Source organism: Stenotrophomonas sp. YJH_SMC_25 (assembly GCF_059369595.1).
Genome location: NZ_JCAFSV010000023.1, coordinates 26,777 through 40,385, shown reverse-complemented (window position 1 = coordinate 40,385; position 13,609 = coordinate 26,777). Strand labels below are relative to the sequence as shown.

Annotated in this window: 10 protein-coding genes and 1 pseudogene; 8 read left to right on the top strand and 3 right to left on the bottom strand. The window is 67.9% G+C overall.

Going from position 1 to position 13,609, the window contains the following annotated elements:
- The 8 genes and pseudogenes from AC5P7E_RS20340 to AC5P7E_RS20305 all read left to right on the top strand — a co-directional run.
- Positions 1-123, top strand: a pseudogene (locus tag AC5P7E_RS20340) (IS110 family transposase); the annotation flags it as partial.
- Positions 124-413: 290 nt separating this feature from the next.
- The gene (locus AC5P7E_RS20335) at positions 414-845 is read left to right on the top strand and encodes a DUF2946 domain-containing protein (protein WP_062605760.1); all 432 of its coding nucleotides are present in this window, start codon (positions 414-416) and stop codon (positions 843-845) included.
- Positions 846-916: 71 nt separating this feature from the next.
- Entirely contained in the window at positions 917-2,980 is a 2,064-nt protein-coding gene (locus tag AC5P7E_RS20330) for a TonB-dependent copper receptor (RefSeq protein WP_114619193.1), read from the top strand.
- A 275-nt stretch (positions 2,981-3,255) separates the two neighbouring features.
- Positions 3,256-4,362, top strand: a complete 1,107-nt coding sequence (locus AC5P7E_RS20325) for an efflux RND transporter periplasmic adaptor subunit (RefSeq protein WP_049448774.1) — start codon at positions 3,256-3,258, stop codon at positions 4,360-4,362.
- A complete protein-coding gene (locus AC5P7E_RS20320; RefSeq protein ID WP_005410824.1) occupies positions 4,359-7,484 on the top strand; it encodes an efflux RND transporter permease subunit in 3,126 nt (1,041 codons plus the stop codon). Before AC5P7E_RS20325 ends, AC5P7E_RS20320 begins: the two co-directional genes overlap by 4 nt.
- Positions 7,477-8,061 carry a GNAT family N-acetyltransferase gene (locus AC5P7E_RS20315; RefSeq protein ID WP_049448778.1) on the top strand — a complete coding sequence of 195 codons (585 nt, stop codon included), beginning with the start codon at positions 7,477-7,479 and terminating at the stop codon, positions 8,059-8,061. The genes AC5P7E_RS20320 and AC5P7E_RS20315 overlap by 8 nt, the downstream gene beginning before the upstream one ends.
- Before the next feature lie 168 nt (positions 8,062-8,229).
- Positions 8,230-9,750, top strand: coding sequence for an alanine/glycine:cation symporter family protein (locus AC5P7E_RS20310; RefSeq protein WP_329761760.1), 1,521 nt, complete (start codon positions 8,230-8,232; stop codon positions 9,748-9,750).
- A complete protein-coding gene (locus tag AC5P7E_RS20305) occupies positions 9,743-10,576 on the top strand; it encodes a TrmH family RNA methyltransferase (protein ID WP_062605768.1) in 834 nt (277 codons plus the stop codon). The genes AC5P7E_RS20310 and AC5P7E_RS20305 overlap by 8 nt, the downstream gene beginning before the upstream one ends.
- A gap of 161 nt (positions 10,577-10,737) precedes the next feature.
- Here AC5P7E_RS20305 and AC5P7E_RS20300 read toward each other — a convergent pair whose 3' ends face one another.
- From AC5P7E_RS20300 to AC5P7E_RS20290, 3 genes are all read right to left on the bottom strand, one after another.
- The gene (locus tag AC5P7E_RS20300) at positions 10,738-12,159 is read right to left on the bottom strand and encodes a M28 family peptidase (protein WP_100438375.1); all 1,422 of its coding nucleotides are present in this window, start codon (positions 12,157-12,159) and stop codon (positions 10,738-10,740) included.
- Between the two features lie 224 nt (positions 12,160-12,383).
- Complete coding sequence (mscL, locus tag AC5P7E_RS20295; protein ID WP_014038282.1) at positions 12,384-12,788, bottom strand: large-conductance mechanosensitive channel protein MscL; 405 nt, start codon at positions 12,786-12,788, stop codon at positions 12,384-12,386.
- 54 nt (positions 12,789-12,842) lie between these two features.
- Entirely contained in the window at positions 12,843-13,559 is a 717-nt protein-coding gene (locus AC5P7E_RS20290; protein WP_111174305.1) for a fumarylacetoacetate hydrolase family protein, read from the bottom strand.
- Positions 13,560-13,609: the final 50 nt, after the last annotated feature.

Sequence of the window (13,609 nt, the reverse complement as noted above, 5' to 3'; positions counted from 1 at the left end):
TACGCTGGCCTGAAGGCCAAGGGCAAAGCGAGCAAGGTGGCGCTCGTGGCGGTCATGCGCAAAATGCTGGTGATCCTCAACGCCCGTAAGCGAGACGCCGAGGTGGCCCTCGGCTGCCCCTGACAAGACAGTTGCTACTGCAGATCGCAGAGATCTGTCGAAGGCGGGGTGGGTCCGGTTGCGGGGGCGTGAGCCGCATGGATGCGGCGACCGAGCTTACATGGACGTACTTGCAGCGCCCCCCGCAACCGGACCCACCCCGCCTAACTCACAGGAAGCCAGCTTTTGATGTTGCTTCGGCTCTTGCTGTTGCTCCAGCTCGCAGCGGGTGCAGGGCGCAGCCCTGCCGATAAAGCCCCTCCTGCGACGGTTCGTCGCACGGGCAACCCTGGACCCGCCTCTACACTAGCGGGGTGACCCGCCTGTCCCGCCCGCAGCGTCTTCTGCTCCAGCTCGCCATCCTGGCGACGCTGCTGATGGTGCTTGCGCCGCTGGTCAGCCGTGCGCTGCAGGCGCCGCCGATGGACCACGCCGCAATGGCGGGCATGGACCACGCCGCCATGGGCCACGACATGCACGACATGGCCATGGCCGGGCACGATCAGCACGGCGCCGCGCCGGCAGCGCCCCGCCCCGCGGCCGATCCCCACGCCATGCATGGCGAGGCCTGCGAATACTGCGTACTGGCCATGCGCCTGCTGCCATGGCTGGCGGTGCTGGTGCTGCTATTGCCGTTGCTGTGGCGGCCGCGCCTGGTGTTCCCGTGGTCGCAACAGGTGCTGCCCGCACCGCACTGGCCCGCACATGCCGCACGTGGGCCACCGCGCGTCTCCATCGTCCGCTGATATCCCCGTGAATCTGCCGCACGACGCCTGACCGGGCGCCGTGCGCGCGTGCGTACCTTGGAGCTGTTCCGATGAAAATGACTTCCCGCCCCGCGGGCGCCTGCGCGCGCCTGCCGGCTGCCCTTGGCCTGGCCGTGACCACGTCACTGGCTTACGCCGCGCCTGCCGAAGAGGCGCGTACCCTCGATACGATGGTGGTCACCGCCGCCGCACCGTCCTCGCCGCTGCACTGGGTGACCGACCCACGCCTGCCGCGGCAGCCGGTGCCGGCCAGTGATGGTGCCGATTACCTGAAAACCGTTCCCGGCTTCTCTGCCATCCGCAATGGCGGCACCAACGGCGACCCGGTGCTGCGCGGCATGTTCGGTTCGCGCCTGAACATCCTCAGCAACGACGGCAACCTGATCGGTGCCTGCCCGTCGCGCATGGACAATCCGCTGTCCTACATCGCGCCGGAAAGCTTCGACCGGCTGACCATCATCAAGGGCCCGCAGAGCGTGCGCTGGGGCGCAGGTGCCTCGGCCGGTACCGTGCGCTTCGAGCGCGACACGCCGCGCTTCGATGAACCCGGCCTGCGTGCCGATGCCAGTGCGCTGGTCGGTTCGCGCAACCGCAATGACCAGGTGCTGGACCTGACCCTGGGCAATCCGACCGGCTACGTGCGTGCCAGCGGCAACCGCTCCGAAGCCGATGACTACAAGGACGGCCACGGTGACGTGGTGCCGTCGAAGTGGCGCAAGTGGAACGGTGACGTGGCCATCGGCTGGACGCCGGATGCCGACACGCTGCTGGAGATTTCCGCCGGTGCCGGCGATGCCATCGCGCGTTACGCCGGGCGCGGCATGGACGGTGCCGCGTTCGAACGCACCAGCTATGCCGCGCGCTTCGAAAAACGAAACCTGCCCGGTGCGTGGGACACGTTGCAGGCCAACGTGTACTACAACGAAGCCGACCACGTGATGGACAACTACACGCTGCGCACGCCGAATCCCAACAGCATGATGCCGATGCCGATGGCGTCTAACGTGGACCGCCGTACCCAGGGCGGGCGGGTCAGTTCCGAGTGGCACTGGCAGGACGTGCAACTGGTGGCGGGTGTGGACGGCGAAGACAGCCGCCATCGTGGCCGCATGGGCATGGGCCGCGACACCTACCGCCAGGCCGCCTGGGAGACCGATGCCAAGTTCCGCCGCTACGGCGTGTTCACCGAGTTGACCCTCGGCGCCGGCACCGACCAGCGCTGGATCAGTGGCCTGCGCATCGACCGCGCCAGCGTCCGCGATGAGCGGCAATCGATCCGCGGAATGATGGGGAACAGGCCCAATCCGACTGCGGGCCAGCGTCGCAAGGAATGGCTGGGCAGTGGTTTCCTGCGCTACGAGCAGGACCTGGCCGACGGCCTGACCTGGTACGCCGGGCTCGGCCACAGTGAACGCATGCCCGACTACTGGGAACTGTTCTCGCCCAACCATGGCCCCGCCGGCGCAGTGAACGCGTTCACCGGCGTGCAGCCCGAACGCACCACCCAGTTCGACGTCGGCCTGCAGTACAAGGGACCGCGCGTGCAGGCGTGGGTTTCGGCGTACGCCGGGCAGATCCAGGACTACATCCTGTTCACGTACCACGGCAGCGGCATGATGGGCATGAGCCAGGCCCGCAATGTCGACGCGCGCATCGCCGGTGCCGAGGCGGGCCTGGAAGTGAGCCTGGCCGGGCAGTGGAAGCTGGGCGGCACGCTGGCCTATGCCTGGGGCGAGAACCGCGACCAGCAGGGTCCGCTGCCGCAGATGCCACCACTGGAAGCACGCCTGAGCGCGAACTGGGAAGGCCAGCGCTGGAGTGCCGGGGCACTGCTGCGTGCGGTGACCCACCAGCACCGCGTGGCCGAGGGCCAGGGCAACGTGGTCGCACAGGACCTCGGGCCGAGTGCAGGTTTCGCCACGTTCGCGCTCAACGCCGCGTACCGTTTCAGTTCGCAGCTGCAGCTCAGCGCGGGCGTCGACAACCTGTTCGACCGCGCCTACAGCGAGCACCTGAACCTGGCCGGCAGTGCCGACTTCGGCTTCCCGGCCGACCCTGAGCGCATCAACGAGCCCGGGCGCAGCCTGTGGATGAAGGTGAACTACCGGTACTGATCCGCCGGGTGCAAAAAAAACCGGGGCCGGATCCCCGCCAGGATCCGTCCCCGCCCGACGCCCTCTGTCGGGCAGCTTCGACTCTACGATGGCAACGCCCGTGGTGCACGGCTGGATACAACCCGACACACGCCGACACCGCCAAGGGCAGCCTTGCACGGAACGGGTTCAAGGCGCTATCACGGCTTCGGTTCCACGATGGTAAACGCTTGGCACATACCGCTTTTGCGGGGCCTTGCCTACACTCGGCGGCCGTGGATCAATCAGGACCATTCATGTTGGCTCGTATCGCTTCGACCCTGGCCCTTGGCCTCAGCCTGGCCGTGTTGGCCGGGTGCGCAGGCAAACAGGAGGCCGCCGCGCGTCGGCAGGGCGAAGCAGTGCCGGTCACGGCGCAGGTGGTGCAGCCCATGCAGTGGAACGACACCCTGCAGGCGCTGGGCACGGCCAAGGCGCGCGAGTCGATCAGCGTCACCGCCAAGGTCAGCGAAATCGTCGAGAAGGTGCATTTCGAAAGCGGCCAGCACATCGCCGCCGGCGCACCGATCGTGACGCTGCGCGGGCAGGCCCAGGAAGCGGCGCTGGTGCAGGCGCAGGCCACCTTTCACGAGGCCGACCAGTTGTACAAGCGCCAGCGCGAGCTGGCCTCCCAGCGGCTGGTGTCCAGCGCCACACTGGATACGCAGAAGTCGATCCGTGATGCCGCCGAGGCGCGCGTGATGCAGATGCAGGCCGACATCGGTGATCGCCGTGTGCGCGCACCGTTCGCCGGCGTGCTCGGCATCCGCCAGGTCAGCCCGGGCTCGCTGGTGACCCCGACCACGGTCATCGCCACGCTCGACGACATCGAGCACATGCACATCGATTTCCAGGTGCCGGAAGTGGAACTGGCTGCACTGGGCGTCGGTGACAAGGTCAGTGCCACCAGCGTGGCGTGGCCGGGCCGCACCTTCGAGGGCGTGGTCAGTACCATCGACGCACGCATCGACCCGGCGACCCGTGCGGTGACCGTGCGCGGCGATTTCGCCAACAGCGACCATGCGCTGCGCCCGGGCATGCTGCTGGACGTGCGCCTGTTCCGCCCCGAGCGCCCGGCGCTGGTGGTGCCGGAAATCGCCGTGGTGCAGGTGGGCCGCGACACGTTCGTGTACCGCATCAAGAGCGACGACAGCGTCGAGCGCGTGGACGTGGTGACCGGTGCGCGCCGTGCCGGCGTGGTTGAGATCAAGCAGGGCCTGGAAGCCGGCCAGCGCATCGTGGTCGATGGCACCGGCAAGCTGCGCCCGGGCCTGAAGGTCGCGGCCAAGGATGCGGCCCCGGCCAGCGGTGCCAAGCCGGCGGATGCACCGGCGCCGGTCGCGGCCGAGGGCCACGGCGGATGAAGCTGTCCGACATCTCCATCCAGCGGCCGGTGTTCGCCGTGGTGATGAGCCTGTTGCTGCTGGTGCTGGGCGTGATGTCCTTCACCCGCCTGACCCTGCGCGAACTGCCCGCCATCGATCCGCCGATCGTGTCGGTGTCGGTGGACTACACCGGCGCCTCGGCGGCGGTCATCGAAAGCCGCATCACCCAGGTGCTGGAAGATGCGCTGGCCGGTATCGAAGGCATCGATACGATCAATGCGCGCAGCACCAACGGCCGCTCGCAGGTCAGCATCGAGTTCACCTCCAACCGCGATATCGAAGCGGCGGCCAATGACGTGCGCGATGCGGTCAGCCGCGTCGCCGACCGCATGCCCGAAGAAGCGCGTCCGCCGGAAATCGCCAAGGTCGAGAGCGATGCCGACCCGATCATCTGGTTCAACATGGTGTCCTCGACCATGGACACGCTGGAGCTGAGCGACTACGCCGACCGCTACGTGGTCGATCGTTTCTCCAGCCTCGATGGCGTGGCCCAGGTCCGCATCGGTGGCCGCCAGCGCTATGCGATGCGCATCTGGCTGGACCGTGACCAGCTGGCCGCGCGCGGGCTGACCACTGGCGATGTGGAAACCGCACTGCGCAACGAGAACGTGGAATTGCCGGCCGGCCGCATCGAGTCGACCGACCGTGACTTCACCCTGCGCGTGGAGCGCAACTACATCAAGCCGGAAGACTTTGCGACCATCCCGCTGGGCAAGGGCCGCGACGGCTACGTGGTGCGCATGGGCGACGTGGCGAAGATCGAACTGGCTTCGGCCGAGCGTCGCGCGTACTACCGCAGCAACGGCGAGCCGGGCATCGGCCTGGGCATCGTCAAGACGTCCACCGCCAACTCGCTGGACGTGGCGCGTACCGCGCGCGCTGAAGCCGAGCGGGTGGCACTGACCCTGCCCAAGGGCACGCAGATCTTCGTCGCCTTCGACAACACCACCTTCATCGAAGCCGCAGTTGACCGCGTCTATGCCACGCTGGTGGAAGCGATGATCCTGGTGCTGGCGGTGATCTGGCTGTTCCTCGGCAGTTTCCGCGCCGCGTTGATCCCGGCGGTGACGGTGCCGGTCTGCCTGGTCGCGGCGTTCATCGCGCTGTATGCGTTCGATTTCTCGATCAACCTGCTGACCCTGCTGGCCCTGGTGCTGTGCATCGGCCTGGTGGTGGACGATGCGATCGTGGTGGTGGAAAACGTGCAGCGCCGCATCGACCTGGGCGAGCCCCCGCTGGTGGCCTCCAAGCGCGGTACCACGCAGGTCGCCTTCGCGGTGATCGCCACCACCGCCGTGCTGGTGGCGGTGTTCCTGCCGGTCGGTTTCCTGGAAGGCAATACCGGCCGCCTGTTCCGCGAACTGGCGGTGGCGCTGGCGGCAGCGGTTGCGTTGTCCGCGTTCGTGGCGCTGACGCTGACGCCGATGATGGCCTCCAAACTGCTCAAGCCGCACACCGGGCAGGCACCGCGCGGCCTGCATGGCTTCGTCAACCGCAACCTGGAGCGCCTGGCCTCCGGCTATGGTCGCGTGCTCGACCATCACGTGGACCGCACCTGGATCTACCTGCTGGTGATGGTGGCCGCGCTGGCCGCCAGCTGGGGCCTGCTGAAACTGCTGCCGTCGGAGCTGGCGCCGGCCGAAGACCGCGGTTCGTTCCAGATCATGATCGACGGCCCGGAAGGCGCCGGCTACGACTACACCGTGCAGCAGGTACAGCAAGTGGAAGCGCTGCTGGCCCCGCACGTGGGCGCCGACAAGCCGATCGTGCGTGCCAACCCCCGCGTGCCCGGCGGCTTCGGTGCCAGCGAGGAAATGCACACCGGCCGCGTCAGCATCTTCCTGCAGCCGTGGCGCCAGCGCAGCGAGGCCACGCCGGACGTGGCCAACGCACTGCAGAAGGAACTGGACACCATCCGCGGCGTGCGCGTGCGTACGCAGGTGGGCGGCGGGCTGGTGCGCAGTGGCGGCCAGCCATTCCAGATCGTGCTGGGCGGCCCGGAATACGCCGAGATCGCGCAGTGGCGTGACCGCATCCTGCTGCGCATGGCCGACAATCCGGGCCTGGTCGGCCCGGATTCGGACTACAAGGAAACCCGGCCGCAGATGCGGGTGAACATCGACCGCCAGCGTGCGGCGGATCTCGGCGTGCCGGTCACCGCGATCGGTTCGGCACTGGAAACCATGATGGGCTCGCGCCGCGTCACCACCTTCGTCGACAACGGCGAAGAGTACGACGTGCTGGTGCAGGCCGGTCGCGATGGCCGTGCCAGCCCGGCCGACCTGGCCGCGATCCGCGTGCGTGCCACCTCCGGCGAACTGGTGCCGCTGTCCAACCTGGTCACCCTCAGCGAAGTGGCCGAGGCGGGCACGCTGAACCGCTTCAACCGCCTGCGCTCGATCACCATCACCGCCGGCCTGGCACCGGGCTATCCGCTGGGCGAGGCCATCGCCTGGGCGCAGAACGTGGCCCGCGAGGAACTGCCGCAGTACGCGCAGGTGAACTGGAAGGGCGAATCGCGCGAGTACCAGAGTGCGGGTGGCGCGGTGCTGCTGACCTTCGCCATGGCCCTGCTGGTGGTTTACCTGGTGCTGGCCGCGCAGTTCGAGAGCTTCATCCACCCGCTCACCATCATGCTGACCGTGCCGCTGGGCGTGCTCGGTGCCTTGGTCGGGTTGTGGGTGAGCGGCGGCACGGTGAACCTGTTCAGTCAGATCGGCATCGTCATGCTGGTCGGCCTGGCAGCGAAGAACGGCATCCTCATCGTCGAATTCGCCAACCAGCTGCGCGACGACGGAAGAACCGTGCGCGAGGCGATCATCGAATCGGCGATGGTGCGCCTGCGCCCGATCCTGATGACCTCGATCGCCACCGTGGTCGGCGCGATTCCGCTGGTGGTGGCCGGTGGCCCCGGCTCGGCCAGCCGTGGCACGATCGGCATCGTGATCATCTTCGGCGTGACTCTTTCGACGTTCCTGTCGCTGTTCGTGGTGCCGGCGTTCTACGCGCGGCTGGCCCCGTACACCCGCTCGCCGGAAGCGGTGAAGCGCGAGCTGGAGAAGCAGGAAGCCGAATCGCCCTCGGTGGGCGGGCATGCCTGACCGGCCTGCCGACGGGGTCGGATCCCTTTCCCAAAGGGAAAGGGCTCTGACCCCGCCACTACAGGGAGAAGGTTTCCGCCTGCGCCCCTGGCGCCCGGAAGACCTGGAATCCCTGCTGCGCCATGCCAACGACGCCGAGGTATCGCGGGGCCTGCGTGATCGCTTTCCGTACCCGTACACGCGCGAGGATGGCGAGGCCTTCCTGGCGGGCCGCGTGCTGGCCCCTGGCACGCTGAACCTGGCCATCGAGATCGACGGCCAGGCCTGCGGCAGCGTCGGTGCCCAGCAGGGCGTGGCCGAGCGTGGGCATACCGCCGAACTGGGTTACTGGCTCGGCCAGGCCTACTGGGGCCAAGGCGTGATGACCCGCGTGGTCGGCCTGTTCGCACCGTGGGTGATGGACGAACTACGCCTGTTCAGGCTGCAGGCCACCGTGGTCGACTTCAACCTCGGCTCGGCCCGTGTACTGGAGAAGAACGGCTTCCAGGAAGAGGGCGTGGAGCGCTGTGCGGTCTACAAGCGCGGCGTCCTGCACGACCTGCGCCGCTTCGCCCGGGTACGCACCCAGCTGCCCTGACCCCAACCTGCCACACGGGCGAACTGGGGTCGGATCCCTTGCGCGGCGCGCAAGGGATCCGACCCCATCCTCTTGGCGCTACCGCAGCGGCCTTCGATCAGGGAGAATCGACCGGTCCCTTCCAGCCGACGGGACGTCCTTACAACCCGCCGACTGGAGAGAGCGCGCGTGGAAGCAACCGTACATTTCATCAACAGCATCATCTGGAGCAAGGCACTGATCTTCGTGTGCCTGGGCGCCGGCCTGTTCTTCAGCCTGCGCACGCGCTTCATGCAGATCCGCGGCTTCCTCGAGATGTGCCGCCTCACCGTCAAGGGTGAGAAATCCGACGCCGGCGTGTCCTCGTTCCAGGCCCTGGCCATGTCGATGGCCGGCCGCATGGGCATCGGCAACATCGCCGGCGTGGCCACCGCCATCGCCTTCGGCGGCCCCGGTGCGATCTTCTGGATGTGGGTGATGGGCTTCCTCGGCGCGTCCACCTCGTACGTGGAATGCACCCTGGCGCAGATCTACAAGACCAAGGACGCTGAAGGCCGCTACCGCGGTGGCCCGGCCTACTACATCGAAAAGGCCATGGGCCTGAAGTGGTACGCGCTGGCCTTCGCCATCGCCACGATCATCGCCGCCGGCTTCCTGATGCCGGGCGTGCAGGCCAACGCGATCGCCGACAGCATCATCAACGCCTGCCGCGGTACTGCCCTGTGCGGTCCGCTCGACGGCCAGGCCTTCGGCATGGAATCGGTGCAGGCGCTGAAGCTGGGCATCGGCATCGTGGTCGCGCTGCTGCTGGGCGTGGTGATCTTCGGTGGCGTCAAGCGCATCGCCAACTTCGCCGAAGTGGTGGTGCCGTTCATGGCCGCCGGCTTCATCCTGATGGCCATCGTCATCATGATCATCAACTACGACCGCTTGCCGGAGATGTTCAACATCATCTTCAGCAGCGCCTTCGGCACCCACGCCGCGTTCGGCGCGATGATGGGCCTGGCAGTGGAGTGGGGCATCAAGCGCGGCATCTACGCCAACGAAGCCGGCCAGGGTTCGGGCCCGCATGCAGCGGCCGCCTCGGAAGTCTCGCACCCGGCCAAGCAGGGCTACGTGCAGGCCTTCGCCATCTACTTCGACACCATGATGGTGTGCACCGCCACCGCGTTCCTGATCCTGGCCAGCGGCACCTACAACGTGTACTCGCCGGCAGGTGCCGGCGCCCCGCCGATCTTCCAGGGCCTGGCCGGCATTCCCGAAGGCGCCGGTTACGCCCAGGCCGGCGTGGAAGCCGTGCTGCCGGGCTGGGGTTCGGCGTTCGTGTCCATCGCCATCTTCTTCTTCGCCTTCACCACCATCATGGCGTACTACTACATGGCCGAGACCAACCTCAGCTATGTGAACCACAACAGGAAGCGCCCGCTGACCGTGCTGGTGCTGCGCCTGGGCATCATCGGCATGGTGGTGTTCGGCGCGTTCCATAATGCGACTCTGGCCTGGGCGCTGGGTGACATCGGCGTCGGCCTGATGGCCTGGCTGAACATCATTGCCATCCTCATCATCCAGAAGCCGGCCATGCTCGCCCTGCGTGATTACGAACGACAGAAGAAGCTCGGCCTCGATCCAATCTTCGACCCCGATGCCCTGGGCATCAAGAACGCCGATTTCTGGCGTCAACGCAAGCTGGAGTTGTCCCGTAGTGAATGATCCCTGGAAGAATGCCCGCCGCCCGTCGTCGCGACCGCCGCGGGCCACCCCGCTGCCACCGCGTGAGGGCGGCACCCCGCCGCCGCCGGGGCGCGGCAACGACGAACTGCGCCTGTATGGCTGGAACGCCGTACAGGCGCTGTTCGCCAAGCGCCCGCAGGCGCTGCGCAAGCTGTACCTGGTGGACGCGCTGATTCCGCGCATGCAGCCGGTGCTGAAGTGGTGCGTGGCCAACCGCGTGGGCTATCGCGTGGTGGAGGAAGGCGATCTCAACAAGCTGGCTGCCACGACCCATCACGAGGGCCTGGTGGCCGACGTGCTGCGTGCGCCGGTCGTGCCGCTGGCGCAGTGGCTGGCCGATCTGGAGCAGGGCCCGGTGCTGGCGTTGTGGCTGGATGGTGTCGGCAACCCGCACAACTTCGGCGCGATCCTGCGCTCGGCCGCGCATTTCGGCGTCAAGGCGCTGCTGCTGCCGGCCGGCAGCACGCTGGCGCTGTCCGGTGCTGCCGCACGCGTGGCCGAAGGCGGGGCGGAGTCGGTGCCGCTGGTGCAGCTGCCGGAGACTGCAGAGGCGATGGCGCAGCTGCGCAGTGCCGGTTTCGGCCTGGCCGCAACCCTGGTCGAGGGCGGTGATGACGTGTTCCGCGCGTCGCTGCCGTCGCGCCTTGTGTACGTGATGGGCGCTGAAGGCGAGGGCATGGACCGCGGCCTGGCCAGCGAATGCGACATGCGGGTCTCGATTCCCGGCAGTGGCGCGGTGGAGAGCCTGAACGTGGCCTCGGCCACGGCCGTGCTGCTGGCGCAGTGGGCAAGTCGCCGCGGGTGATCCCGTATCCGGGGTCGCATGATCGGGGTCGGATCCCTCGCCGCAGGCGAGGGCTCTGACCCTGCCGGGTTCCTGATTCAGGACCCGCCTTGGTGGGTGCGAACCTTGGTTCGCACCGCTCCTGCCGCTGCGCTCGCCGGGCATGGCCCGGCACTACCGCATCATTCGTTCGGAGGCGTGGTCGCCTTGGCTTCGCTGCCGAAACTGCCATCGGCTTCCGCCGCCAGGTACGCGAACACCGTATACGCGGCCACGTTCTGCGCCAGCGCCTTCGGGTCGATCTTGTCCAGCGTGTCGTCGGCGGTGTGGTGCAGGTGGAAGTAGTCCGAGCCGTCCTGCGCCAGCCACGCCCACGCACCGCCCTTGGCGGCCAGCGGGCCGACGTCCGGGCCCGGGCCGCCCTTGTCGGCCTGGTACTCGATGCCCAGCGGCTTCATTACTTCGGCAATCTGCCTGGTCGCTTCACGTGAGCCTTCCGGATTCGGTGAACCGGTATTGAAGGCGTAGATGCGGCCTGCGCCGAAGTCGCTCTCGGCGGCCAGCTGGTGCAGGGCCACGTCCTTGGCGTGTGCCTCGGCATAGGCCTTGCCGCCGTAGAGGCCCTGTTCCTCGTTGGCGAAGGCGATCACGCGGATGGTGCGCTTCGGTGCCTGCTTGAGCTGGCCGATCAGGTGGCCGGCGGCCATGGTGATGCCCACGCCCGCGCCGTCATCGACCGCGCCGGTGCCCAGGTCCCACGAATCCAGATGGCCGCCGATCACCACAACTTCCTTCGGCAGTCTGCGGCCGGTGATCTCGCCGATCACGTTGTACGAGGTCGCCGTACCATCCCAGCCACAGTCCAGCGCCACCTTCACCGTGGTGCTGCCACGGGCCAGCAGGCGCGCCAGCTGGTCGGCATCGGGCACCGACAGTGCCGCCGACGGCACCGGGGTCAAACCATCATCGAAACGGGTGATGCCGGTGTGCGGCACGCGGTGGGAGTCGGTACCGGCCGAGCGCATCAGGAAGCCCACCGCGCCCTTGCGGATCGCTTCTGACGGTCCCTTGCTGCGGATTGCACCGCCGCGGCCGTAGTCGCGGCCATCGCGGAACGGCAGCATCTGGTAATCGACGAAGGCGATCTTGCCCTTCAGCGAACCGGCCGGTGCCGCCTGCAGGGCGGCCAGATCGGCGAAGCGCACCACCTCCGCTTCCACCGTGCCGCCCGGGCTGCCGCCCAGCGCAGTGATCTGCAGCGGCTGCGGGTTCCTGCCGGTCACGGCAGCGTGTTCACTGCGGCGCTCCCACTTCGGGAAGGTCACCGGTTCCTTCCACACCTTGTCGAAGCCCAATGCCTTGAACTTGGCTTCGGCCCAGGCCACGGCGCGGGCGTCGGCCTCGCTGCCGGCGATGCGCGGGCCGATTTCGGTGGTGAGCGATTCGACCACCTTCCAGCCGGTGTCATCGGCCAGCGCCTGGTCGCGCAGCTGTGCGGCGGTGGCCAGCGACGCCGGGGGCAGGGTGGTGGTATGCGGCGCCGCGAAGGCCGGGGCGGCCAGCAGGGCGAGGGAGGATGCGATGGCAAGGACGCGGCGACGCATGGACAGCTCCGGGAAGGGACCAAGCCTTGGAGCTTAACAGTCGTTCAGTCCGGCGCATGGGCGGGAGGTCATGGCTGGCGCGAACGCTGTTTTCCGCCATGTCCGGCAAAGCGAAAGCCCCGCCGGAGCGGGGCTTTCGCGCAGTCGCGGTAGTGCCGGCCGCTGGCCGGCTTCCGCATGTTCCGACATTGCCGGCCAGCGGCCGGCACTACCGTTCTGCCGCCTTATTTCTTCAGGCTGTCGCGGATCTCGCGCAGCAGCACCACTTCCTCGGCCGGTGCGGCCGGTGCAGCCTCCTGCTTGCGCGAGAGGCGGTTGATCGCCTTGACCACGATGAAGATGGCGAAGGCCACGATCACGAACTGGATGATGGTATTGATGAAGTCGCCGTAGCCAACCACCACGGCCGGAATCTCCTTGCCATCCGGACCCAGGTGGGCCGGCGACAGGGTCCAGGCCAGGCTGGAGAAGTCCACGCGGCCGATCAGGTAGCCCAGCGGCGGCATGATGATCTTCTCGACCAGCGCCGTCACGATCTTGCCGAAGGCCGCGCCGATCACCACGCCGACGGCGAGGTCGATGACGTTGCCGCGCATCGCGAATTCCTTGAACTCGGTGAGCATTCCCATTGTTGTTTTTCTCCGGTGGGGAAGTGGACAGCGCGCAGGGTAGCGCAGGTAGTGTCAGCCGGCGATCACGCCGTGGCGCTCGGCCACGTTTTCCAGGCGCGCGCTGAAGCGGTCGCCGGGCTTCAGTGCAGCCACGCCTGACGGGGTGCCCATGAACACCAGGTCGCCGGCACGCAGCTGCCACAGCTTGGACAGCTCGTGCAGGATCTCCGGCACGTTCCAGATCATCTGGTCCAGCAGCGCCTGCTGGCGCACCTCGCCGTTGACCTCCAGCGACAGGTTGAGCGCGGCCAGGTCGCCGACCTCTTCGGCGTGGACGATTTCGCTGATCGGCGCGGAGGCGTCGAAGCCCTTTGCGGCATCCCACGGGTGGCCCTTGTCCTTGGCCGCAGCCTGCAGGTCGCGGCGGGTCAGGTCCAGGCCGACGGCGTAGCCGTAGACCAGTGCTTCGGCATCGGCCACGGCCAGTTCGCCTGCGGGCGCATCACGGCCGATCGCCACCACCAGCTCCACTTCGTGGTGAAGGTTGGCGGTCGCCGACGGGTAGGGGATGACGTCGTCATGGCCGATCACGATCGCATCGGCCGGCTTGCTGAAGAACATCGGGCGGCCACGGTCATCGGCCGTCGGCACCGCCGCGCCCATTTCGCGGGCGTGGTCGGCGAAGTTGCGGCCGACGCAGTAGATGCGGTGCACGGGGAAACTGCCACCGCCCACTACCGGGACACGCGGCAGGGCTACGGCAGGGATCACATCGGAGACATCGGACATGCGGGCATCCAGGAAGGGCGTGCCCGCAGTCTAGAACGCATGGCGCCCGC

What these genes read in the sequence shown, in the direction of transcription:
- AC5P7E_RS20290 (WP_111174305.1), bottom strand. Translation starts at nt 13,559, where the DNA reads ATGTCCGATGTCTCCGATGTGATCCCTGCCGTAGCCCTGCCGCGTGTC.
- AC5P7E_RS20320 (WP_005410824.1), top strand. Translation starts at nt 4,359, where the DNA reads ATGAAGCTGTCCGACATCTCCATCCAGCGGCCGGTGTTCGCCGTGGTG.
- AC5P7E_RS20325 (WP_049448774.1), top strand. Translation starts at nt 3,256, where the DNA reads ATGTTGGCTCGTATCGCTTCGACCCTGGCCCTTGGCCTCAGCCTGGCC.
- AC5P7E_RS20315 (WP_049448778.1), top strand. Translation starts at nt 7,477, where the DNA reads ATGCCTGACCGGCCTGCCGACGGGGTCGGATCCCTTTCCCAAAGGGAA.
- AC5P7E_RS20300 (WP_100438375.1), bottom strand. Translation starts at nt 12,159, where the DNA reads ATGCGTCGCCGCGTCCTTGCCATCGCATCCTCCCTCGCCCTGCTGGCC.
- mscL (WP_014038282.1), bottom strand. Translation starts at nt 12,788, where the DNA reads ATGGGAATGCTCACCGAGTTCAAGGAATTCGCGATGCGCGGCAACGTC.
- AC5P7E_RS20330 (WP_114619193.1), top strand. Translation starts at nt 917, where the DNA reads ATGAAAATGACTTCCCGCCCCGCGGGCGCCTGCGCGCGCCTGCCGGCT.